The following is a 26007-nucleotide window of genomic DNA, read 5'->3' on the forward strand; positions in this document are numbered from 1 at the left end:
GAATTCGTTTTCAAGGTTTAATTATCAAAGAAATAAACAATCAACATTTTGCATGGCTTAGAGCTTTTGTTTAAAGGCACGTGTTTTAATCTTCCATCAAAAAACAGAGAATCTCCTTCTTTTAAAGTATAGGTTTCGTTTGCTATAAGATAATCTACTTCTCCAGATAAAATATACTTGTATTCATAGGCATCAGTTGTAACTTGATCTCTGTAGCTGTTAGGTTCCAAAGTCAGAAATACAATATCAACCGTTGAATTTTTTATGGTGCGCGTTAAAAAACGTTCGTATAAAAATCCGCTTGAACCTTCTTTTTGAAACTGATCATAATCGTCTTTTCTTTTTATAATAACCAATTCTTCATCTTGGCTGATATCTTTAAAGAATTCGCTGAGGTTAATCTGTAAAGCCGTTACTATACTTAAAAGAACGGTTAGTGACGGAATACTTCTTCCGTTCTCAATCTGCGAAATCATTCCTTTTGTGACCCCGCTTAAATCGGCAAGTTCTTGTAAAGTAAAGCCTTTCTCGGTTCTATATTGTTTGATGCGTTTGCTAATCTCTAAAATTACAACTCCTTCCATGTTTAGTATAATTATACAAAGTTTATTTTAATTAAACATTATTTTACCTTTTGTTTACATATAGTAAACAAAGGTATAGTAATATTGCACTGTAAAAATAAACAAAAAATATGGAATTAATTGTATTTGACATGGCTGGTACTACAGTCCAAGACGAAAATAAAGTTGGCTTAACATTACAGACTGCTTTAAAAGAATTTGGTTATGAATTTTCTATCGAAGAAATCAATGTTGTAATGGGATATGAAAAACCAGTTGCCATTTCGATTTTAATAGATGACGAAAATGTAGATGCTTCTTTAATAAATAAAATTCATCAATCGTTTGTAGAGAAAATGATTGCTTACTACAAGCAAAGCAACGAAGTTCAGGCTACGCCAAATGCTTATGAAACCATTCAGTATTTAAGAAACAACGGAATCAAAGTAGCTTTTGATACCGGATTTTCTAGACCAATTGCCGATGCGATTTTCGAAAAATTAAATTGGAAACAAGGTGTTGATTTTGATTTCAGCATTACTTCAGACGAAGTAGAACACGGACGCCCTTATCCAGATATGATTTTCAAAGCGATGGAACATTTTAATATTTCTGATGCTTCTTTGGTTGGAAAAGTAGGCGATACCATGTCTGATCTTCAGCAAGGAGAAAACGCAAAATGCGGACTTGTGGTTGGAGTTACAACTGGAGCTTATAGCAGAGAAGAACTTCAAAACCACTATCACAATTATATTATTGATAACCTCTCAGAGTTAAAAAACAATCTTTAATTTTTTAATAAATCATGAAAACATTCCTGTATGTTGTTATTGCATTGATCTTTGGTTCTTCGTACGCACAAGAAGTTAAAGGTAAAATTAGTACTGAATCTGGACCATTATATCCGGCTTCCATTTTGATTGTAGAAAAATCAAAAACAATAACCAATGACCGTAATGGTAATTTCTTTATAAAATTAGAACCTGGAGTGTACCATTTAGAAATCTCGAGCGAAAATTATGTTGCAAAACATATTTCGGTAACGGTTTCTAATAAAAATGTTGATTTAGGAAATGTAATAATAGGACAGGAAGAAAAGTTAGATGAGGTAGTTTTAGAATATTACACCAGCGGAGAGAAAAAGGCAATAGAAATGCGCCAAAAATCTAATGCGATTATGGATGTTGTAAGCGCAGATGCGATGGGCAAGATGCCAGATATAAGCGCCGCAGAAGCAGTTCAGCGAATTCCAGGTGTGAGTATAGATCGAGATCAGGGAGAAGGAAGATATGTTACCGTAAGAGGTACGCCGTCTCAATGGAGTTCGGCAACTATAAACGGTGATCGTATGCCAGCAGCAAAAACTTCGGGAGATTTATTAGGAAATCGTACCGTTCCAATGGATTTATTGCCAACAGAATTTCTGGAATATATCCAGGTAATTAAAGCTATAACTCCAGAATATGAAGGTGATGCAATTGGAGGAACAATTAATTATATTCCGAAATTTTCTCCTAAAAAAGAAACGCTTCGTATTACAGGAAGTATTCCGGTGAACTTGCGTGCCGATGATAAAGTAGGTTTCAACAGTACGGTTTTGTACGGTAACCGATTGTTTAATAAAAAGTTTGGTTTTTTAGTAATGTCCAATTACAATCGCCGTACTTATTCTACAGATGATTATGAAGTAGTTTATGGAAATGAACTCCATAACGTAAACACGCTTGATGTGCGAAATTATCAGGGTGTGAGAACCAATACGGGATTCAATGCTGCGACAGATTTTCGTTTCAACAAAAGAAATAAAATCTACGCAAGAGGATATTATAGTCAATTTTTGGATGAGGAAGACAACAGAAAAACGATGCATTATTTTAATAAAACAACAAGTAATGCGGTTTTAAGATGGAGTACAGTAGATTATCTATTTAAGAATTATGGAGGTGAATTTGGATACGAAAGCAAATTGACCAACAAATTGAAAATGAATGCAAAAGTAGCCGCATATACCTCGTGGGCTGGGTACAACGGACCTTCGTCTGCAACTAAAAACGATCGTGGTTATTATTACGGGAACTGGATTCAAACCGTTAAATATGACAATTTGGTTAAAGTTGATGGCAAAGATTATAAATTTCTTCAAGGCGACGGACCAGCGGGTTATGTTGGTGATCCAGCAAACAACATTCAGCCGCATTTTGCTACGGCCTACGATCCAGAAAAATACTATTTGGACAGATATGTGACTTCGATTCGTAATGTGGAAGAAAAAGATAAAGTTGCCGCTTTAGATTTTGATTATGATGCCAATGAAGACTTAAAAATCAAATTTGGAGGAAAATTTAGAGACAAAAGAAGCACTTACGACTATCGTTACATTACTTGGATTTACGACACAAAAGCACCAAAAGCGTATTTAAACCAGTGGGAAAGAGAACCTTTTCCGACGAATAATTGGTTTCCTGAGCTCAACAATACTTACGATAATCTGAAGTTTAATTATCCAACAGAACGTTCTTTTATTGATCCAATGGGAAATCCTGCGATTGCAAAAAACTTAAAATATAATTATCAGGATGCCACAAACTCAAGTTATGCAACAGGTAATTATGATGCAACCGAAAAAGTTTGGGCAGGTTATGCGTCTGGAGAATGGGATATAAACGAAGATTTCCGTTTGGTTGGCGGTATTCGTTACGAAAATACAGCGGTAGATGCCAAAAGTTATGAGTTTAATGATATTACAAAAGTCGTTACACCAGTTTACGGAACTAAAAATTACGGAGCCTTTTTGCCAATGGCACATTTAATTTACAAACCGTCTAAAAAGCTAGATTTGAGAGCGGCCGTAACCAGAACATTTGCACGTCCGGCTTTTAACGAATTAAGTCCGAGCACCAGAGTAAATCCAGATAATCATACTGTGGTAGAAGGAAATGTGGATTTAAAACCTACTTTTTCTTGGAACTACGATGTAATAGGAAGTTATTATTTAAACAAAAGCGATTACATAACAGGAAGCGCATTTTATAAAGATTTGTCAGATCTGATTTATACACAATCGCATGATGAAATTAGAACTGTTGGCGGTGAAACGTTCTTATACAAGGTTTCAAAACCGTTAAACTCTGATAATGCCTTTTTATACGGATTTGAAGTTGGTTTTAATAAAAAGTTTTCTGAATTGCCTGGATTTTTAAGCAATTTTAGTTTAAAAGGAAATTATACTTTTACCAAATCTGAAACGACATTGGAAGGAAGAGGAAATGAAAAAATAGGATTAATGAATCAGTCGCCAAATATTTTCAACGCATCGCTTATTTATGAATATAAAGGATTTGCAGCACGACTAGCAGCCAATTATCGTGAAGCATTTTTAGTAGAGATTCGCGATAATCCAGGAGCCGACAGATATCAGGATAAAGATTTTCATTTAGATATGAATCTTTCGTACACGACGCCAAAGAACATTACTTTTTTCATTGACTTGAATAACCTTAACAATCAAGAATTACGATACTATCATGGTGTGGTTTCAAGGCCGGAACAAGTGGAGTATTACGGGTTAAGAGGCCGAGTAGGAGCAAGTTATAGATTTTAATATTCAGTAACATACAGATAACATTCAAGCAGTAATATTGCCTATTTTATATTAAGATGAACAGAAGACGTTTTGTAAAACAATCCATGCTGGGGATGATGCCGCTGCTGTTCCCTTCGCCATTTTTATCGCTACTGAATTCAGGTGAAAAAAAATATTTTATTCACGGAATCGCTTCAGGAGATCCAACAGAAAATGCCGTAATAATCTGGACGCATATCAATACTAATTCTATTGGAGATTGTACCGTAGAATGGCAAATTTCGACCGATAAGAATTTTAGTAAAGACATTAAAAAAGGTTTTGTTACTACTTCTCAAGCAAAAGATTTTACAGTTAAAGTAGATGTTTCTGGTCTTAAAAAAAATCAGGTTTACTATTACAGGTTTATTTATGAAAATGTTATTTCAGAAACAGGAGTTTGTAAAACACTTCCAGATTCTGTTGCAAAACCTTTGCAGATTGCGGTAATAAGCTGTAATAATTATGAGGATGGTTATTTTACTTCTTTCCGTCATATTGCAGAGAATCCAGATATCGATTATGTTTTTCATTTAGGTGATTATATCTACGAATACGGAACAGGAGAATATTGCAACAAAGTTTTTTTAGAACAAAGCAACAGAATAAATGATCCGCTTCATGAACTCGTTACGTTGCCAGATTACAGAAAAAGATATGCTCTTTATCGTAAAGATAAAGAGCTTCAAAAAGCGCATCAGCATAAACCTTTCATCTGTATTTGGGACGATCACGAATTGGCGAACAATGCGTATAAAGACGGCGCCAAAAATCATCAGAGCGATGAAGGAAAATGGACAGATAGAAGTGCGGCAGCGATGCAAGCTTATTTTGAGTGGATGCCCGTAAGAGCAAAATCGGCTGAAGAAATGATTCGCTCCATAAAAATCGGAAACGACGCTAATTTCATTTTTCTGGAAGAAAGATTAGATGGAAGAGACAAACAGCTTTTGAGCAATGATCTTGGCAAACAAAGTCCAGACCGGAAAATGATTTCGTACAAACAGTTTAAATATTTATCTGACGAATTAAAAAATAGCAATGCCCGTTGGAATTTTCTAGTCAATCAGGTTATGTTTACGGGTTATAAAAGCAAAAAAGAAGAATCGGTTAAAGAAGAAGATTGGTGGACAGGTTATCCATATCAGCGAAATAGATTGATTGAAGTTTTTCAGGGATTAAAAAATCCGCCAATTATTTTAACTGGAGATCATCATCAAAGTCATGTTTTGGAATTGTATGCGAAAGATGAGTTTTCAAAAGAGAATTTTGCAGGATGGGAGTTTTTAACGCCTTCGATAACTTCAAAAAATGATGATCGCCTTTCGGAAGAAAAGATCATCAAGAAAAGTGAAATGCTTTATAAATTAAATCCGCATATGCTGTACAATAACATCGCAGCTCACGGCTATTTTATTTTGAATGTAGCTCAGAAAGAAATAAAAATAGATTACAAATTCAACAAAGATATTCTGCTGCCAAATAGTGGAGAAAGAAACGGACCTCAATTTAAAATTGATAATTTAAACAACTTAACAAAAAATGTGTAATTCATGCGTAATGCTGTTTGATGACAGAGAAAGAAGTATTCTTCCTGAATTTACAGCACTTCCTGAACTTAAAAAGGGAGAAATTTTAGTAAAAAACAAATACGCAACTTTATGCGGAAGTGATTTGCACACTTTTACAGGAAGACGAAAAGAACCATCGCCAATAGTTTTGGGTCATGAAATTGTGGGCGAAATTATAGAAATGGCTCCCAATGAACCTTTTTATGATTTGAATGGAAATGTCTTAAAGTTAGGAGACATTATTACTTGGACGATTTTTGCAGCGCCAAATGAAGATGAATTTGTAAAAGATAAAATGCCACAAAAATCGGCTAGTTTATTTAAATACGGACATGTGAAATTTACCGAAGAGGAAAAATTCAACGGTGGTTTAGGAACGCATTGCGTGCTTAAAAAAGGTACGGGAATTTTGAAACTGCCATCATCTATAAACCAAAAATTTGCTCCAATAATCAATTGTGCCGGGGCAACTGCAATGGCTGCTTTTCGATTAATCGATACAATTGAAAATAAAAATGTATTGATTCTTGGTGCTGGAGTTTTAGGTTTAATTGCAGCTTCAATCGTAGATCAGAAAAAAGCGGCTTCGATTACGGTTTTGGATATTGATGATGAAAGACTCATAAAAAGTAAAGATTTTGGTGCAAAATATATTTATAATGCACAATCTCCAATTGCTGAACTTGAAAATATTACTTCCCAGTTTTATAAAAAAGGTTTTGATGTTATAATCGATATGAGTGGTTCTGTTGAAGCTATAAAAACAGGACTGAAATTTAGCGCAATAGGAGCGCAGCACATTTGGATTGGAGCTGTAACGCCAACAGAAGATATTGCGATAAATCCTGAAACGATGATCAGAAAATTATTGAGCATAAAAGGAATGCACAATTACAATTTTGAAGACTTTGTAAATGCCGTTTCTTTTTTTGAAGATCATTTTGAAGATTATCCTTTTCAAACTTTCATCGAAAAAGAATTTGAACTTAAAGAAACCAAAGAAGCATTTGAATATGCTATAAAACATAAGCCTTTCAGGGTTTTAATCAATATTTAAAAATGAGAACAATCTCAAAAAAATACCAAATGCTTTTTTTAACCATGTTTTGCTACCTGTTTTTTTATACAGGCAGACACAACTTTGGGTGGGCAACAAAAGCAATGAGAGAAGATCTCGGAATTTCGTATACTTTTATCGGCTGGATTAGTTTTGCCATGCTGATTGGCTATTCAATTGGACAGTTTATCAACGGAAATCTGGCCGATCGTTTCAGTCCAAAATATTTAGTGCCTCTTGGAGCTTATCTTTCAATTGCCTGTAATTTAGGTATAAGCTTTACGCATTCACCATACATGATTTTGATTTTATGGTTTTTAAATGGCTATTTTCAATCGATGGCATGGGCGCCAGGCGGCAGAATTATTGCCAATTGGTTTTCTAGCGAAGAAAGAAACAAAGCATTCGGAATGTACACCATGGCGGCAGGATTTTCGTCTGCTGTAACTTTTGCGATTTCCATTTACATTACTTCGCTGCATTTAGAATGGAGAATGCTTTTTAGAATTCCCGTTTTATTGCTTTTAGTTTCAGCTACTGTTTTCCTGATATTCATAAAACCTTCGCCAGTTGCAATAGAGAAAAAGTCTGGAGGATTTAATTTCTCTGAAATCAAGAAAAACTATAGCGATGTTTTAGGAAACAAAAAGTTCCGAATTGTTTGTCTTGCATTTGGTTTAGAAAGCATGGCGCGCTACGGATTAATATTTTGGATTCCGGTACACTTTTTAGGAAACGATTGGCAGAAAGATCCTTCCTTAATTTGGGTAACATTCTTGTTGCCACTTGGCATGGCATTGGGCGCCTTTTCTTTTGGACAGCTTTCGACGCATTATTTTAAAAGTAATTATCGCTCCATTTTTTTCGGAATGCTCATTTGTTCGTGTCTTTCCTTTTTATTGTTTTTTACCCATAATGCAAATTTACTTGTAGTAAGTCTGTTACTTATCACCTGCGGATTTTTTGTATACGGACCTCAAGCAAACTTTTGGGCGCTATGTCCAGAAATTATGGGAACAGAAAGAACTGGAACTTCTATCGGAATAATGAATATGTGCGGTTATTTATTTGCCGCTTTAGGCGAACCGCTCCTCGGATTTATAATTGAAAGAACAGGAGAAACTAAATTTCTGTTTGCAATAATTGCTTTAATCTGTCTGCTTTCTTCGCTGATTATTTATACCGTACAAGGAAAAAAGAAGCTTTAAAAATATTGTGTTTATGTTTTGATAATTTTTGTCAGGTGAATTTTTTGCTTGGCAGAAATTATCTTTTTTCATAGGAATTAAAAGAAAAGACGGAAAATATATTGTTTATACTCCTTTTGTTGACTTGGCGGGATTACAAGATATTTTATGTAAATCAAAAAAAGGCCTGATCAACTTAAAAGGATTTGATTTGAAATCAGATTTGTAAAAAACATAAAAAAGCGTTTTATTCTTACTTTTTTGCATCTCTTTAAGGAATCGAATGATAATTATGTTGCAAAAATGTTGATTTGTTGATATTAAAATTATATTTGTGCAAACAAACAATGACAAAAAATTAGCTCAGAAAAGGGAAATATTAAAATTGATGAAACGTATTACAAAGAGCTGTTTTATTCTTTGTATCCAAGACTTGTGAGTTACAGTTATGGTTTTGTCAAAGACAGTTTTCTTGCAGAGGAAGTAGTCGGAAATGTTATGTTGCAGCTTTGGGAAAACCGTGTAAAATTTGAAAAGATAATTGATGTTAAGTCTTATCTCTACACTATGGTTCGAAATGGTTCATTTTTGATCTTAAAAAAAGAACAGAAAGGAACAGAATTGAATAATGAATTATCTCACGAAACTTTAGATTTTGATTTTACTATACTGGAAGAAGAATTATATGCGACTTTGATTCAAGCCCTGAATTCGTTACCAGAAAAATGCAAAGAAGTTTTTGAACTTTCCTGCATAGAAGGATTGAAATACAAGGACGTTGCTGAACAGCTTAATATTTCGATAAATACTGTTAAATCTCAGCGTGCCCGCGCGATAGAGTTATTAAAGGTTAAACTCAAGAATCACTCAGAACTTTTATTCCTTTTATTATTTTTATAAAAAAATAAAAAATCTTTCCACCCATTTTTGATATTTTAAACTCTTAGTTATATAACACTACCTAAAGTGTTAATAACCGATACTTAATATCAAAAAAAATATGTCTCAAGGAAAGAAAGAATTTGTAATCGCATCTCTTATAAGAAAGGAACTTCTTACGGGAGAATTATCGATTGAAGAAAATGCTCTTTTGCAGGAATGGCTTTCTATACCCAAAAATCAAGAATATTATCAAAAAGTTATTGAAATAGAAACTATCAAATCTAAGGAAAGATTTTATAAAACTGTTAATACAGATTTAGCTTTTGAAAGAATTAGAGAAAAAATTGATTTTGGAGAAGCTCCTATAATTTCACTTTTTGGTTATAAAAGGGTGTTAAAATATGCAGCAGTTTTAGTTTTTTTAGCTGCAATTTCTTCTGTTTTCTATTATCTGAACAATGATAGTAAGGAACAAAATCTGGAAGTGGTTGTAAAAAATATACAACCGAAGTATAATAATCCAACGCTTGTTCTCGCAGATGGAACAGTTATTTCCTTAGAACCAAAAAAAGAAAAAATCGTTTCTAAAAATGGCGTGATTTCAAATCTAAATCAGGTTTTGGTTTATGATGCAAAAGATGTTCAAGGAATGGCTTCAGATGGAGAAAATACTTTGATTGTTCCTATTGGCGGCATTTATGCCGTTAAGCTTTCAGACGGAACCAAAATCTGGCTTAACTCAAAATCATCTTTAAAATATCCTGTGAAATTTAGGGGAAATATTAGGGCTGTAACATTAGAAGGTGAAGCCTATTTTGAAGTGGAAAAAAATCCTCATAGTCCTTTTATAGTCAAAACCAAATCTGGAAATGTTACCGTTTTAGGAACACATTTTAATGTAAGTGCTTATCAGGATGACAAAAAATTTGAAACGACACTTGCGGAGGGAAAAGTGAAAATTTCTCAAATAAGTAAAACCGAAAAAAACGAATCTGTTATTTTAAAACCTGGACAGCAGGCTAGTGTTCGTAACGAAACTATAAAGGTGGTAGAAGTTGATCCTTATGGTTATAGTGCATGGAAAGACGGTAAGTTTTATTTCGAAAATGAGAACCTGAAAAATATTTTGGACAAAATGGAAAGATGGTACAATTTTAATGTGAGGTTCGAACAAAAATCATTAGAGCAGATAAAATTCACAGGAATTGTTTTAAAAGACCAACCAATCGATCAATTTTTGGATATAATTAGAAAAACATCGAATGTGAAATATAAAATAACCAAAATCAACCAAACGTATGAAGTAACCATTAGTAAGTAAAAAACACCGGAAAATGTTTGCACCATTTCCCGGCTAGTATTTGTTCAGTCGAAAAAAAGAGTTCGAAATCAATTAACCAACCAAAACATTTTAAAAGTATGAAAAAAAACCTATCCGCAAAAGATTGTGGGGTAAAATCCGCGCTTTGGGATAATTTTCTTAGCATTATGAGGAAATCCATAATATTATCAATATTTCTTTTCAATATAGTTGCTTTCGCTTCTGCACAAAAGATAACTATAAACGTAAAAAATAAGCCAATAGCATCTGTTTTAAAGACAATTACCAAAAAGACCAATATAGAATTTTTTTATAGTGATGACGTTTTTGATTCACGAAGATTGGTGAATATCGCAGTAAATAATGCTGATGTAATGGCAGTTATAAAAGAGTTGATTGGTGATAACTACAAAGCAGAATTTGTAAATAACAAATTGATTGTTATTGCATTAAATCAAAAGGCTCCTGCTTCATCTGTTAATGGAAGCAGTCAGGTAATTAACCAAAGAAAAATCTCTGGAATAGTTACAGATAATATGGGGCTGCCAATAATTGGAGCAACAATTCTGGTAAACGATAACAAGCTGGGTACAGTCACGGATTTTGAGGGAAAATATCAAATAATGGCAAATGAAGGCGATGTGGTGAGTTTTAGTTTTTTAGGATTTGCTGTAAAAAAAATCAAAATTAAAGATCAGATAGTACTTAACGTTACTCTTGAGCCAACTGCAAATGAGTTAAATGAGCTCGTTTTAGTAGGATATGGAAAAATGACCCGTGATAAAATTACAGGTGCTGTAACAAAACTGGATACGAAAGTATTGCAGAATACCCAAAATGTATCATTTGCCGATGCTTTGATTGGTGTAGTTCCTGGTTTGTTTGTTCAAGAAAGTTTTTCTTCTCCAGATTCACCGCCAACCATGTTGTTGCGAGGTGTGGGCTCAATAAGTGCCAGTACAGAGCCATTGATTGTGGTAGACGGTGTTCAGATGCCAAGAACTGGTTTAGATGCATTTATGTTAAATGCAGCCGATATACAGGATATTAGTATTCTGAAAGATGCTGCTGCGACTTCTATTTATGGATCTAAAGGAACAAATGGAGTTCTTATTGTGACTACAAAAAGAGGTACCAGAAACACGAAACTAAGGGTTGCTTTTAACAGCCGTTTAGGAGTCAAATATGCAGATCAGTCTTTTACCAATGACTTAATGAATGCATCTCAAAAGCTTGATTTTGAAGAGTCATTGGGCTTCTATAAAACGAACCCTGCTTTACTTCAAAAAAGAAGAGCTTCTGGTCAGGATTTAAATTGGGCAGGTTTATTACTGACTAACGAAATAAACCGTGAAAATGATATTTCTTTTTCAGGCGGTTCAGACAAGGCAAATTATTACACTTCGCTTACCTACAACAACGTCGATAATATTTTTGGTGGGCATTATAAAAGGTATACGGTGTCAATGCGTGTAGATTATGATTTAAATAGAAAACTAAAAGTGGGATTTTCAGGAAATTTTGGAAACGTAAATGAGGAAGATAAGCGTATAGTGGGATCACCTTTTTCAAATGCATTTCTTTTAAATCCTTGGTTGGCAATTAAAGATGATGCTGGAAATTCATTGCGATTATTGGATGTTGGTAATTCTACTGGAGTTCCTTACAATCCAATATTTGTAAGAGATAATACGAATGCGAATAACAACCGAAAAAATATCGGCGGAAGTGCAAATCTTACCTATTTACCAGTAAAATGGTTAACTTTAAATGGTATTTTGGGAGCTAATTTCAATACTTCTAAAGGCAATAGTTATGAAAATGTAATCGTTAATGGAGGTGCACTTACTTACAATACGGGTGACAGTAACAACTACACTGGAACACTGACCGCTACTTTAGCACATACATTTCAAAAACATGCATTCGATATGGTTATGGGGTATGAAGTAAACGAGAGTGAGACCAACAGTTTTTCTGTTACAGCAAAGGATTTTAGTTCTGATGCTGTCCAGACAATAAGTGCTGCGAAAACCGTTGGTACAATCACAGAGCGAAAATCTCAAGCTGGTTCTCTCTCTTATTTTTCCCGACTAAATTATACCTTCAATAATAGTTACAACTTTTCACTTTCATTCAGGAGAGATGGTTCTTCTCGTTTTGGAAACAATAATAAATATGCCAATTTCTGGTCTGTAGGGTCTTCATGGGATGTGCATAAAGATTTACTTAATGGAAATAAAACAGTAAGTTCCTTAAAATTGAGAGCTAGTGTTGGAACTTCTGGCAACGACTTTATTGGCGATTTTGCTTCTCAATCATTGTATGGTTATAGAAGTCAAGTTACCTATGCAGGAAGTACGGCTCCATATCTAACCAGAGGTGAAAATGAAGATTTAACTTGGGAGAAAAATTTTAATGTGAATGTTGGTATCGATTACGGTTTCTTTAATAATCGAATCAGTGGAGCAGTTGATTATTATGTTAGAACTACAAAAGACCTGTTGAACAATAAGCCAATATCGCTAGCTTCAGGTTTCTCAGAACTTGTTTCTAATATTGGTGATTTCAGAAATGAAGGTATAGAAATTAGCCTGCACAGTGTAAATGTTAAAAATCAGAATTTTACATGGACTACGGATTTTAATTTTGCTAATAATAAAGGAACGGTTTTATCCTTATCAGACGACAAAGATATTTTATCAAACTCGGGATCTACTGTTTTTAAGGCAGGAAGTGCTATAAGGTCTTTTTATATTGTGGATTGGGCAGGAGTAAATCCAGCAACAGGCTTCAATCAATACCGAGCAGCAGATGGAAAATTGGTAGATTTTAATACTAACAGAACCAATTCGAACACTACGGAAATTAATAATCTTAGACAAATTATTAATAAAACTTCGATTCCTAAGTATTATGGGGGGGTAACGAACACTTTTAAGTATAAAAATCTAGATATGTCCTTTTTGATTTCGTATGCCGCAGGACATTATGTGTTAAATGAAGGAGTGTATAATTTATACAATAATCCCGCATTCAATCAACATGTTAATGCAGCTAACGCATGGAAAAATCCGGGCGACCAGTCCGATTTAGCAATAAGACAAGTGTACTTAGTAAGACCAACAGCATCAATGGTATCTGATTATAAAGCATCGTCTCAATTTCTTGAAAATGCCAGTTATATAAAATTGAAAAATATTATGATTGGATATTCTATTGACAAAGAAGTTGCAAAAAAAATTGGAGTAGAGCGTCTTCGATTTTTTCTTCAGGGACAAAATCTTTTCACTAAATCAGCTGTCAGTTATATTGATCCTGAATATGCTACTGCAGCAGGCGGTATTGGACTTTCTTCTTCTATCGTCAGAGGATATTCATTTGGGATGAATGTTAATTTCTAAGAAAGCGAAAGGTCTACATGCACATTTATATAAAAAGGCATATAAAACAAGTGGAAAATCAAATTCTACAGGACAGATAAAAACAATAGTATAGATGAAAACAAATATAAAATTATTCTTTGCCACAGTACTAGTTACTTTTTTAAGTGCTTGTACTGATGATATTATAAATAAAGAACCCTTAGATGAATTGTCGCCTGAAACCCTTTTTCAGACAGATGGAGGTTTTAGAAGTGCTCTAGATGGCGTTTACGGGGTGATGAAACAAGATTTTTTCGGTTATTCTCACGGAATTTATAGTATTCCGGAAGCCATCAGCGATGATGTGGTAGGATCATCCAATTCAAAGGACTATTCTTTTGATGGCAGTTTAGAAAATATTTATCCGCTCGCTTATACCAGTACGACAGGGAATATCGAAGGATTTTGGAAGATATCATATCAAGCTCTCAACAATGTAAATACTATAATTAGACAAGCCAGAAAAAGTACACTTGCCAATAAAAATGCTTTTTTAGGCGAAGCATTAGGCATAAGAGCACTTTTATATTATAATTTATATCGCTTTTATGCTCCGGCTTACAACATCAATAAAACTGCATTGGCGGTACCGTACCGATTTGAAACGGATGCGCTTTTAGATATTAAACCCCGCAATACTTCGGCTGAAGTTATCAACTACATTCTGGCCGATTTAAATGAAGCCGTACCTCTTACTACCAATGTGGTTAACTCTTATAGAATATCCAAAACAGCTATTTATGCATTGCTGGCACGTGTGTATCACGAAACAGGCGATTACAAAAATGCTATTGTATATGCTAATTTAGCCCTGACAGATACCAGATACAAATTAGATACTACTCTTGCTGCACTTCAAAAAGAATGGGATAAGGATGATTCTGGCGAGATTATGTTTAGAATTCGATTTGAAAATAATGAGGTACAATATACTGCAGGAATTTTTGCTATTCCAGTAATGTCAAGTTATCCTTATTCAGTATCAAATGATTTGATAAGTCTGTACGATCAGAATAAAGATCTCCGATTCTCAGTATATTTTAAAACACATCCTACAGTCAAAGGAAGCTATTTTCCAAAGAAACAGGCTGGAACGAGAACAACAAACGCAGCAACATTTGATCCGGGAAACATCGATCTTAAATTAATAAGAGTACCAGAAATGTACCTCATATTGGCAGAATCTTATTTGCAGGAAAATAACAGTGCTGCAGCATTGGCGAATCTGAACAAACTTAGAAGCGCCAGAGGTTTGGGGGATTTTTCAGGAGCAGATTTAAATAAAGAAATCCTAAACGAACGCAGAAGGGAACTGGCATTTGAAGGATTCAGATTCACAGATTTAAAAAGACTTGGTTTAGGTTTCACTAGAGTTGGTGGCGGCGGTTTAGCGCCAAAAGCAGATCGATTTGCTTTACCAATTCCACAAACAGAAATTGATCGTTCGGGAATTCCACAAAACCCTGGATACTAAAACACATTTTAGAGCCCACATTTCTATTTAAATAAAGTGGGCTCTTAATTACATAAAAATATACATCTTAAAAAATGAAGAAAAAACAACTGCTTATTTGTTGGTGTTTAGTCTGTACAATACTTATGGGGTATTCGCAAACTAAAGTAAACCTAAAAATTACTATTCTTAAAAACGGATTTATCTATGATAATAAATTTGATAACAAGAAAGGGAATATTATAATAGAAGGGGATAAGATCAAAGACATTTTATACACTGATGATCTTGCCAAATATCCAGAGGCTACTCTAATTGATATTAGTGGAAAATATGTGATGCCTGGCCTAATTGATTCACACGTTCATCTAGCTACAGCACCAGATCCAGACAGGGCAAAAAATTGTAAATATATGGAGGATCAGCTTTCTAAAATGATTTATGCGGGAATTACCTCTGTAAGAGACATGACTGGAAATGCAATTATTCTTGCAGACTATAAACGTGCCAGCAGCCTTAATCAACTCCCAGCTCCGTCCATTTTTTATGCAGCTCAGTTTGGAGGATCTGGCTATTTTGATGTAGTGAGAAAATATAATAAGGATAAAAACGATAGCCCTTGGGAACAAACTATTACGGAGAAAACCGATATTAAAATTGCCGTTGCAGAAGCGAAAGGAGCAGGGGTTACCGGAATTAAAATATATTCGGACTTGACCTCAGATCTTGTTAGAAAAATTGTAAAAGAGGCAAGACTTCAGGGATTGCAAAGTTGGAGCCATGCTGCAGTTTTTCCTGCAACGCCTACTGATATTGCCAACGCAAAAGTAAACAGCATGTCTCATGCGTTTGATATTCCTTATGATTCTGCTGTTGAAGAAATGAATCGATCTAAAAGACCAGTTATTGATGAAAAAAAACTCGATAAGCTCTTACTGCTAATGAAAAACAACAACGTTATATTGGATGCTACCAATTATATTGGAAACAATAATAAACTCTATGCGGGTGTAACAGTAACCAAAAGAGCTCATGAACTTGGAGTTAAAGTATCTGCTGGAACAGATTGGCCTTATTTATTTGAAAAAGATCATGTTGTTCCATTATTCAAAGAAATAAAGATTCTCACAGACGACTGTGGTTTTACCAATAAAGATGCTCTAATAAGTGCCACAATAATAGGGGCAGAAAGTATTGGTGTGGCGGATAGAGGTGTTATAGCTATTGGAAAACGAGCAGATCTTTATATCACAAATTCAGATCCTGTAAAGCAGATCGAAAACTTGCAAGATGGTTTTATGACCATTAAATCTGGGATTATTTACACTGAAAAAAAGTAAATAGTTCTAAAACTTATTAACGAAATAAATTATAACATATAATGAAAAAATGGTATTGTTTAGGGATCGTAACCCTTGTCTTTAATCTATATACTTTTGCGCAAAAAGCTTCAAATGATTATGTACGTCTTTTTGGAAAAATAACTGAGAAAAACTCTGATTCTCTGCTAGTATTCAAAGGAAGAACTAAAATAAAAAGAATCAATGTTAATAAAGATGGTTCATTTGCTGACACATTGAAAGTAAAGGAAGGTTTTTATGGAATGTTTGATGGTAAAGAACAAGGATTTTTTTATCTCAAAAATGGTTACAATTTAAAAATTACTTTTGATACCAAACAATGGGATGAAACAATGGATTTTAAAGGTAAGGGCGAAATACCAAATAAATATCTGTTTAGGAAAGCCTTATATTCTGAAAAAGCAACTGCAGATAAATCTATATTTAAATTAGAAAACGATGAATTTGTCAAAAAAATAGATGAGATTGTTGCTGGTTACCAAAAAATACTTAAAGAAACTAAGGGGCTAGACGCATCTTTTATTGCTCTTGAAGAAAAGGATTTTGAAGATTTTAAAAAAAGCTGTGTACATAGATATAATAGGACTACTGGACTGAAAAAGCATCAGGATAAAATTCTGCCAAAAGGAATGGTTTCTCCAAAATTTGTCAATTTTGAAAACTTCAATGGAGGCACAACATCCTTGGATGATCTAAAAGGGAAGTTTGTTTATATCGATTTATGGGCTACTTGGTGCGGACCTTGTAAAAAAGAAATACCTTTTCTTAAAGTTTTGGAGAAAGAGTTTCACGATAAAAATATAAGCTTCGTAAGTATTTCTACCGATCGTGTGAAAGATCATGATAAATGGAAAAAAATGGTAGCAGATCTTCAATTGACAGGTGTGCAGTTATTTAGCAATGGCGATAGCTCTTTTGAGAAAGCGTATGAGGTAAGCGGTATTCCGAGATTCATTTTGCTTGATCCGAATGGCTGTATTGTCGATCCAGATGCGCCACGACCATCTGACGAAGGGATAAGTAAATGGCTTAAAGAAATGGGAGTTAACTAAAGTTTAAATTGATATAAAAATCGATAAACACAATTCATTTCAATGAGGCATTAACTTATTTTTCAAAATCGTCTTAGTTTTTTATCTTTTTATGGCAAAATTGGAAGCAACTCCAGTAACTGATATTGAAGCAGTAAACCTTAATGAGCCTATCAAAAATATGGCGATTTAGATAAACTGGTTCTCATCAAGGCTGGCACTTTGAAAGAAAAACAATTTAAACAATTTAATCCCTCTTTACATTTTTTAGCGTCCGTATTAAATTGAATAGATTTAATACAGCATAACTATTGAAAAAATTTAACGGTATTATAGTCTTTTATGTTTTGAATTAGTAAGCAAAAATACAAGACGATTGGGCTGATGTGACAGGCAGCCCTTTTAATCTAATAAAAAATGAAAAAAATAATATTTGCATTTCTATTTTTTACCTGTTGCATTATTCAAGCACAAATTGTGGAACCTGTAAAATGGAAAACAAGAGTAGAAAAGTTGTCAGAATATCAGTACAATTTAATTGCCACCGCAACTATTGATACAGGTTGGCATCTATACTCACAATCGGTTCCCGATGGAGGACCAATTGCAACAAGTTTTATTTTTAACCAAATAAAAACATTAGGAAACGTTATTGAAGGAAACGGAAAGACTATTAATGATCCAATTTTCGGAATGACGATTAAATTCTTTGAAAAAACGGCGGTTTTTCAGCAAAAAGTAGAAGTAAAACAAAGAATAGGAACAATCACAGCTACTGTAGAATTTATGGCTTGTGATGATACACGTTGTTTGCCTCCTTCTGAAGCCGAACTTGTTTTTAAAATTCCAGTAGCAGCTACTGCAGAAAAAAAAGCTGTGGCGGAAATAGAAGGTAAGCAAGAATCAAATACTCTAATAGCCGAAGCAGCTCAAACCTCGTATAAAGATTCAGTTAAGGCGGTTAGTGCTGATAAAAAGGATGTAGTAAAGTTATCAGAATTTGCAAAAGGCGGGTCTAAAAGCCAAAAAGATACTAAGGATTTATGGGCAGTATTTTTTATTGCTTTCCTTTCTGGTTTTGCTGCATTATTAACACCGTGCGTTTTTCCAATGATACCAATGACAGTAAGTTTTTTTACCAAACGAAGTAAAAGCAAATCACAAGGAATTCGGAATGCAGTTATTTATGGAATTTCTATTATCGTAATTTATCTCGCTCTTGGAACAGTAGTTACTGGAATTTTTGGAGCAGATGCCTTGAATGCACTGGCAACCAATGTATGGTTCAATATTATTTTCTTTCTGATTCTGGTATTTTTTGCAATGTCATTTTTGGGAGCTTTTGAAATTGTTCTTCCAAGTTCATGGGCAAATAAAGTTGACTCACAGGCAGATAAAGGAGGATTAGTTGGGATTTTCTTTATGGCTTTGGCCTTAGCAATTGTATCATTTTCTTGTACTGGCCCTATTGTCGGAACTTTATTGGTCGATGCAGCTTCTAAAGGTGGTATTGCACCTTTAATAGGGATGCTTGGTTTTTCGCTTGCTATTGCACTTCCTTTTACATTATTTGCAGCATTTCCGGGTTGGTTGAATTCATTGCCAAAATCAGGCGGATGGCTCAATACTGTGAAAGTAGTTTTAGGTTTTTTAGAATTAGCTCTGGCTTTTAAATTCTTATCGCAGGCAGATCTTGTGTCCCAAATGCATTTATTGGAAAGAGAAGTGTTTTTAGCCATTTGGATTGTAATCTTCTTTACGCTGGCTTTATATTTATTTGGAAAAATTACATTACCGCATGATAGTCTAATGTCGAATATTTCTGTAGGAAGATTGTCTTTGGGAATGGCAGTACTGGTTTTTACAGTTTATATGATACCAGGGTTATGGGGAGCTCCTTTAAATTTAATTAGTGCTTTTCCTCCTCCGCAGCAGTATAGTGAATCTCCTTACGGAGTAGGGGGATCAAAGCAAGTCGAGAATTCTGAAACATCTTCGAATTTACCTGATGGCGCACATCTTCTTGCTCCTTACAATATCATGGCGTTTGATGATTATGATAAAGGATTGGCTTATGCAAAAAAAGAAGGCAAACCGATAATGATTGATTTTACAGGATGGGCATGTGTGAATTGTAGAAAAATGGAACAAAATGTTTGGCCTAAACCTGAAGTTTTGGAGATTTTGAAAAACAAGGTCGTTCTAATTTCCCTTTATGTAGATGATAAACGTGAACTTAGTTCTAATGAAGTGGTAGAATCTATATTGCGACCAGATAAAAAATTAAAATATATTGGGCAGAAATGGAGCGAGATGCAGACCATTAGATACAATACTAATTCGCAACCATTTTATGTATTGATGGACACTAAAGAAAATAATCTCGTAGATCCAGTTGCCTATACGCCAGATGTGGAGGAGTATCTAAAATGGCTTAACAAAGGAATTAGCAAATTTAAATAAAAAATAACTAGCGTTTAGTATTAAATTAATGGCTCTTATTTTTTTGACTGTTGATAAGTGATTTTTCAATAAAAACGCCATGTTTTACTCTAATTATTATATTTGTTAATAATGAGTTTTAATCATTAATTATAAAATTATTGTCAACTGAATAAAATACATTTTCAATCTTAAAGAGCCCAAAAGCGATAAGGAATTTTAAAATGAATGCAAAAAAAGCAATTGTTGCATAAAATAAAATGAGAAAATTTGTGTACTTATTAGTATTATTAGTCACAGTTGGATGTGCAGATCAAGCAGATCTTGGCTATGGCTATTATTATTTATCTGAATATGATGCAGTAGATATTGGCTATCCCGATGGGGCTATCATTTATAAAAGTAGTGCTAAAAACGAATTTGACGAAATTATCATAAAAGAAACTGTCAAAAATGCTAAATCAGATGATAATTATATCATTGCAATGCAGTTGCCTAAAAATGAGAAAGTGCTAAGATATTTTATAATTGATAAATTTAGCGGTAGAATTTTTGGACCATTGGATGAGAAATCTTTTAATGAATTGAAAATCAAATTAGGTATTGAAATCAATTTTGATTAGAGCTTTGTCTGGTAGTTTGCTAAGCATCGTTAAATTATTTATAATGCAGATAATTGTCAACCAAAAAACAAAAAGCCTGTAAACAAAGAGTTTACAGGCTTTTTTGTGGAGTCGCCGGGAATCGAACCCGGGTCCAAACAAGCAACTAAAGAGCTTTCTACACGTTTATTTCCTGATTGAATTTTCGATGTTGAGCTAGGCCAGAAACAACCACCCAACACTTATCTTCTTAATTTTCGAAATCCACCCGAAGCTCATGGAAATCTAGGTTTATTTTTACGGTTCCCCTGAACGGAACGCCACAAACCAAGGCTTTCCAGGAGAATCCAGCTTCTCTACCTTGTAGAGACGTGGCGCAATCGTACTATGATTCGGATTATGCAGCTAAAGCGTAATTATTTTCGCCGTGTAAAAGTTCGAGATCTTATATTTACGAGCAAGGTCTCAATGCTCGACGTGCTTACTGTTCAATTCGACTTGCTGTCAAAACCAGTCGACCCCAAAAAATAAGTCTGCAAATTTAGAGTATTTGAAATTACTTTCTACTAAAAATTTAAAAAAATGTCTTAAAGTCGAAAGTCCCAAGTCCAAAGTCAGCATTGGCAAATGTTTTTAAGGCTTTACGACTTTTGACTTTCGGCTTTACGACTATAATTTTACTCTTCGTCTTTAAAATTAAAAGGATAATCTCCAAAGACTGGAGCTAGTTTACGAACCGCATAAGTATTTCTGGTCATCTTATTAGATAACGCGATAATGGTTACACCTTCATTCATCAAAGTAATATAAGATGAGGTATTTCCGTGCCACCAGCCGTTATGGAAATAAAAATTCTGTCCTGTTTCCCAATTAATCATTCTAATTCCAAGACCATAATTTTTAGTTCCTTTGCGTTCGTTGCTGTAACCCGTATAAACTTGTTTCAATAATTCGGGTTTTAAGAAATCTGGCGATTGTCTCGCACGATCAAATTTTAAAAGATCTCTTGCTGTAGAAAAAACATTTTTATCGCCGTAAACGTTGTCTAGATAATCAAAACCAATTTCTACACCATTTCCTTTATAAGAAGGAACGATTTTCTTTCTGTCTTTATCATCATCAAAAACATACGTATTGGTCATTCCAAGTGGTTTGAAAATCATTTGAGACATTGCCTCTTTATAAGTCAAACCTGTAATTTTTTCAATAATAAGTGCCAGCATTGCGTAGTTGGTATTGCAATAGCTAAAACGTGTTCCAGTTCTTGATTCTAATCCAATATCTTTTGTAGCCAGAATATTTAAGATATCCTTGTTTGTTAATTGATTGTGTCTATCCCAGATTGATTTGTCACGATCTGTGAAATAAGCATAATTGCGCATTCCTGTACGATGATCTAATAACATTCTAATGGTACAATCTTCGTATGGAAAGGTTTTTAGAATAGTATTTACCTTTTGGTCTAAGTCAATTTTGCCTGCATTGACCAATTTTAAAACCGCCGTGGCAGTTAGTACTTTACTTACTGAAGCAATTTGTACAGGTGTTTCAGGAGTTATTTTGGTTCCTTCATTTTTATTGGCAAAACCATTATATCTTTCAAATAAAATCTGTCCATTTTTGGCAACCAAGAAGCTTCCGTTCATGGTATTATTAGGCCAGTTTTTATTGTAAAAGTGATTTATTCTGCCAACAACAGAGTTTTTATAAGCCTGTGAAACTTTCGGTTCTGCACCTAACGGTTTCATTTTAGGTAAAGTATCTTCGACTGTCTGAGTAGTATCTATTGCTGTTGTTTTGTTTTGACCACATGAACTTAAAACAAGCATTGAAAAAAGTAATTGTGGTATCTTTGTCTTTTTAAGGAAAATCATTTGCATCGTTCTTTAAAAACAAATATATCGAATTCCATTTTGTTGTATTCTTGGTTCTGGGGCTTTAATTTGTGTTTTTTAACTTTTTTTTAAGAAAAGTAAATTTTAGTCGGTTGTTTTTCAGCTTTTAACGGTTTTAAAACATTCTAAATAGAATTTTTGAAACAAAATTTTAACTAAATTTGTTATATTTGAAACAAATACATTGAAAAAAGTTATATTATTAAATACTAAAAAAAACACATTAAATGAAATTTGGAATCATAAAAGAGAGAAAAAATCCACCAGATAGGAGAGTAGTTTTTTCTCCAAATGAATTGACAAGACTAAAGCAGCTTTATCATGATGCTTCTGTAAAAGTTGAAAGTTCAGATATCAGAATATTTTCTGATGACGATTATAAAAATATGGGAATTACCGTTACTGATGATGTATCTGACTGCGATGTTTTGTTTGGTGTAAAAGAAGTTCCTGTAGACGATTTGATTCCAAATAAAGCTTATTTCTTTTTTTCTCATACCATTAAAAAACAGCCTCATAATAGAAAACTGCTTCAGGCGATTTTAGAAAAAAATATCGATTTATACGATCATGAAACGATTGTAAACGAGCATGACCACCGTTTAATTGGTTTCGGAAAGTATGCTGGAATGGTTGGTGTGTACAACGGAATTCGTGCGTTCGGAATTAAATTTGAATTGTTTAAACTTCCAAAAGCAGAATCTCTTTCAGGAAAAGAGGATTTAATAAAGCATTTAAAACGTATTACAATGCCAGCTCTAAAATTTGTAGTTACTGGAACCGGAAAGGTTGGGAGCGGAGCAAAAGAAATTTTGGATGCGATAAAAGTAAAAGAAATTACGATCGATAATTACTTGACAAAAAAATATGCTCAGGCTGTTTATGTACAGTTGGATGTTTTGGAATACAATAAAAGAAAAGACGGTCAGGTTTTGGATTTTACAGATTTTGTGAATCATCCTGAAGAATATGAATCTGATTTTGAAAGATTCACTAAAGTTTCTGATATCTATTTTGCAGGACATTTTTATGCGAGCAATGCTCCGATGATTTTAACTAAAGAAATGCTGAACGCAAGCGATTGTAAATTGAAAGTTGTAGCCGATATTTCTTGCGATGTAAATGGGCCAATTGCTTGTACAGTTCGTTCTTCAACAATTGAAGAACCGTTGTATGGATATTTTCCATTAGAAGATCGTGAAGTTGATTTCTTTCACCCCGCAGCAGTTGCGGTCATGGCAGTAGATAATCTACCTTGCGAAATTCCAAAAGACGCGAGCGAAGGTTTTGGTGAACAATTTATGGAGCACGTAATTCCTGCTTTCTTTAACGGAGATAAAGACGGAATTCTAAAACGCGCCAAAATCACAGAAAACGGAAAACTGACAGAAAGATTTAGCTATTTGCAAGACTATGTTGATAATGGTGAATTGTAAATTGTGAATTATAAATTAAAAAGCCTGAAATTGATATTTCAGGCTTCTTTTTTTTTTTCTGAATGATGATAATTAACAATTCACAATTCACAATTAAGTCAAACCATATTTTCAGGTTTTACCCAAGCATCAAAATCTTCTGATGTTACATAACCTAGACGAACGGCTTCTTCTTTTAAAGTAGTTCCGTTTTTATGAGCCGTTTGAGCAATTTCTGCTGCTTTGTAATAGCCAATTTTTGTGTTTAAAGCCGTAACGAGCATTAACGAATTGCTTACTAATTCTTTGATGCGTTTGTGATTTGGTTCGATCCCTTGAGCGCAATGTTCGTCAAAAGAAACACAAGCATCGCCTAGTAATTGTGCCGATTGTAAAAAGTTAGCTGCCATTACAGGTTTGAAAACATTTAGTTCATAATGTCCTTGCATACCTCCAACGGCAATTGCCATATCGTTTCCGATAACTTGAGCACAAACCATGGTTAAAGCTTCACATTGTGTCGGATTTACTTTTCCGGGCATAATAGAAGATCCTGGTTCATTTTCAGGGATATGGATTTCGCCAATTCCAGATCTCGGACCAGAAGCCAACATTCTTACATCATTAGCGATTTTGTTTAAAGAAACCGCTAATTGTTTTAAAGCTCCGTGTGTTTCTACAATGGCATCGTGTGCTGCGAGTGCTTCAAACTTGTTTTCTGCTGTTACAAAAGGATGTTTGGTGAATTTTGCAATGTATTCAGCAACTTTTACATCGTATCCTTTTGGGGTGTTTAATCCAGTTCCGACAGCGGTTCCTCCAAGAGCGATTTCAGATAAATGAGTTAGAGTATTTTTCAAAGCTTTTAATCCGAAGGCTAATTGAGCGGCGTAACCAGAAATTTCTTGTCCAAGTGTTAATGGTGTAGCATCCATTAAATGTGTTCTTCCGATTTTGACAACGTCTTTAAATTCAGTGGCTTTTTTTGCTAATGTCGCGTGAAGTTTTTCTACACCTGGAATTGTAGTTTCAACCACCATTTTATAAGCTGCAATATGCATTCCGGTTGGGAAAGTATCGTTTGATGATTGCGATTTGTTCACATCGTCATTGGCTTTTATGAATTGTTCACCTTCGCCGATTTCAAAACCTTTAAGAACTTGAGCTCGGTTGGCAATTACTTCATTTACATTCATATTGCTTTGTGTTCCAGAACCTGTCTGCCAGATTACAAGCGGAAACTGATCGTCTAGCTTCCCTTCAAGTATTTCGTCGCAAACTGCTGCAATTGCATCTCTTTTTTCGATTGGCAGAACGCCTAAATCATAATTGGCATAAGCGGCAGCTTTTTTTAGATAAGCAAAACCTTCTATGATTTCTTTCGGCATAGATGCCGCTGGTCCGATTTTGAAATTATTTCTCGAACGTTCTGTTTGTGCACCCCAATATTTATCGGCTGGGACTTGAACTTCGCCCATGGTGTCTTTTTCTATTCTGTATTTCATTATGTTGTTTGTAAAATGTTATCTGTAAAATGTGAGTTGTTGGATTTAGCTTGTAATCTTTGAGATTAAAAGGAACACGGATAATGCTGATTTACTTCGTAAAAACGCGGATTAAAACGGATTTTTTATATTGGTGTTTTTTCAAATTTCTTTTGAATATGAGTTCTAGCCCCGATAGGAGTGGAAATCCTTTTATGTTTTTTCTTTAAAAACATAAAAGATTGTAGCGGATAGCGGGAAATAGCTCCTTAAAATACTCATATTCTTCTAATTTAGACAGTTGAATAATATTCGGAAAAAAGGCCTTATTTAAAATGAGTATAAATATACGGATAAATGTTATTTAACGAAAATTGATTTAGATTTTATTGCTGAGAAAAAATATATACCCTACATTTGTCGTAACATTCAAAAATTCCGGAAAACATGTTTGAATTTTCACAGTACTTAGGCTTTTTACTTTTCTTAACCATACTAACTATAGGGTTTTGGTTAATGTTTTTCTTAGTTGGTTTCGTATCTTACTGGGTTACGGGTGCTAGCTGGGAAATGATTAAAGAAAAAAGAGCCAGAAAAAGACAAGAAGAACAATCTATTTAATTTTAGATTGATGTCATAAGAAAAGAACCCACTAGGGTTCTTTTTTTTGTGCTAAAAAAAAGAAATTCCAATACT

17 protein-coding genes and 1 other RNA gene are annotated in these 26007 nt (G+C 34.1%); 14 read left to right on the forward strand and 4 right to left on the reverse strand.

The features are described 5' to 3' along the window. Positions 1-17: 17 nt before the first annotated feature. Positions 18-584: a helix-turn-helix domain-containing protein gene (locus tag AAYQ05_RS05090; RefSeq protein ID WP_343541587.1), complete on the reverse strand. Its 567-nt coding sequence runs from the start codon at positions 582-584 to the stop codon at positions 18-20. 110 nt (positions 585-694) lie between these two features. Here AAYQ05_RS05090 and AAYQ05_RS05095 point away from each other — a divergent pair, with 110 nt between their 5' ends. The 13 genes from AAYQ05_RS05095 to AAYQ05_RS05155 all read left to right on the forward strand — a co-directional run bounded on the left by AAYQ05_RS05095 (position 695) and on the right by AAYQ05_RS05155 (position 20538). Further along, complete coding sequence (locus AAYQ05_RS05095; RefSeq protein ID WP_343541589.1) at positions 695-1354, forward strand: HAD hydrolase-like protein; 660 nt, start codon at positions 695-697, stop codon at positions 1352-1354. Between the two features lie 14 nt (positions 1355-1368). Beyond that, positions 1369-4164 (forward strand): TonB-dependent receptor, encoded by a 2796-nt coding sequence (locus AAYQ05_RS05100; protein WP_343541591.1) that lies wholly within the window; start codon positions 1369-1371, stop codon positions 4162-4164. 56 nt (positions 4165-4220) lie between these two features. Further along, positions 4221-5735: an alkaline phosphatase D family protein gene (locus AAYQ05_RS05105; protein WP_343541594.1), complete on the forward strand. Its 1515-nt coding sequence runs from the start codon at positions 4221-4223 to the stop codon at positions 5733-5735. Then, on the forward strand, positions 5728-6813 hold the full coding sequence (locus AAYQ05_RS05110) for a zinc-binding dehydrogenase (protein ID WP_343541596.1): 1086 nt from the start codon (positions 5728-5730) through the stop codon (positions 6811-6813). Before AAYQ05_RS05105 ends, AAYQ05_RS05110 begins: the two co-directional genes overlap by 8 nt. A gap of 2 nt (positions 6814-6815) precedes the next feature. Continuing rightward, positions 6816-8021, forward strand: coding sequence for an MFS transporter (locus AAYQ05_RS05115; RefSeq protein WP_343541597.1), 1206 nt, complete (start codon positions 6816-6818; stop codon positions 8019-8021). A 387-nt stretch (positions 8022-8408) separates the two neighbouring features. Then, a complete protein-coding gene (locus tag AAYQ05_RS05120; RefSeq protein ID WP_343541976.1) occupies positions 8409-8900 on the forward strand; it encodes an RNA polymerase sigma-70 factor in 492 nt (163 codons plus the stop codon). 100 nt (positions 8901-9000) lie between these two features. Continuing rightward, positions 9001-10203, forward strand: a complete 1203-nt coding sequence (locus AAYQ05_RS05125) for a FecR family protein (protein WP_343541599.1) — start codon at positions 9001-9003, stop codon at positions 10201-10203. 98 nt (positions 10204-10301) lie between these two features. Next, complete coding sequence (locus AAYQ05_RS05130) at positions 10302-13607, forward strand: SusC/RagA family TonB-linked outer membrane protein (protein ID WP_343541600.1); 3306 nt, start codon at positions 10302-10304, stop codon at positions 13605-13607. A 94-nt stretch (positions 13608-13701) separates the two neighbouring features. Beyond that, positions 13702-15102 (forward strand): RagB/SusD family nutrient uptake outer membrane protein, encoded by a 1401-nt coding sequence (locus AAYQ05_RS05135; RefSeq protein WP_343541602.1) that lies wholly within the window; start codon positions 13702-13704, stop codon positions 15100-15102. Between the two features lie 125 nt (positions 15103-15227). Then, on the forward strand, positions 15228-16421 hold the full coding sequence (locus tag AAYQ05_RS05140) for an amidohydrolase family protein (protein ID WP_343541603.1): 1194 nt from the start codon (positions 15228-15230) through the stop codon (positions 16419-16421). Positions 16422-16462: 41 nt separating this feature from the next. Then, complete coding sequence (locus AAYQ05_RS05145) at positions 16463-17494, forward strand: TlpA family protein disulfide reductase (RefSeq protein WP_343541605.1); 1032 nt, start codon at positions 16463-16465, stop codon at positions 17492-17494. Positions 17495-17890: 396 nt separating this feature from the next. Then, positions 17891-19936, forward strand: a complete 2046-nt coding sequence (locus AAYQ05_RS05150; RefSeq protein ID WP_343541607.1) for a protein-disulfide reductase DsbD family protein — start codon at positions 17891-17893, stop codon at positions 19934-19936. Positions 19937-20175: 239 nt separating this feature from the next. Next, on the forward strand, positions 20176-20538 hold the full coding sequence (locus AAYQ05_RS05155) for a DUF3997 domain-containing protein (RefSeq protein ID WP_343541608.1): 363 nt from the start codon (positions 20176-20178) through the stop codon (positions 20536-20538). A 103-nt stretch (positions 20539-20641) separates the two neighbouring features. On the opposite strand, the gene ssrA is transcribed toward AAYQ05_RS05155, so the two are convergent. Together ssrA and AAYQ05_RS05165 are read right to left on the reverse strand one after the other, a co-directional pair. After that, positions 20642-21039, reverse strand: a transfer-messenger RNA (tmRNA) gene (ssrA, locus tag AAYQ05_RS05160). Positions 21040-21194: 155 nt separating this feature from the next. Next, complete coding sequence (locus tag AAYQ05_RS05165; protein WP_343541609.1) at positions 21195-22397, reverse strand: serine hydrolase domain-containing protein; 1203 nt, start codon at positions 22395-22397, stop codon at positions 21195-21197. Between the two features lie 242 nt (positions 22398-22639). Between AAYQ05_RS05165 and AAYQ05_RS05170 the strand changes: the two genes are divergently transcribed. Further along, complete coding sequence (locus AAYQ05_RS05170) at positions 22640-23848, forward strand: NAD(P)-dependent oxidoreductase (protein WP_343541610.1); 1209 nt, start codon at positions 22640-22642, stop codon at positions 23846-23848. Positions 23849-23946: 98 nt separating this feature from the next. Here the strand turns inward: AAYQ05_RS05170 and fumC are convergent, their stop codons facing one another. Continuing rightward, complete coding sequence (gene fumC / locus AAYQ05_RS05175) at positions 23947-25332, reverse strand: class II fumarate hydratase (protein ID WP_343541612.1); 1386 nt, start codon at positions 25330-25332, stop codon at positions 23947-23949. Between the last annotated feature and the right edge of the window lie 675 nt (positions 25333-26007).

The organism is Flavobacterium movens (genome assembly GCF_039581425.1).
Lineage (GTDB): Bacteria > Bacteroidota > Bacteroidia > Flavobacteriales > Flavobacteriaceae > Flavobacterium > Flavobacterium luteolum.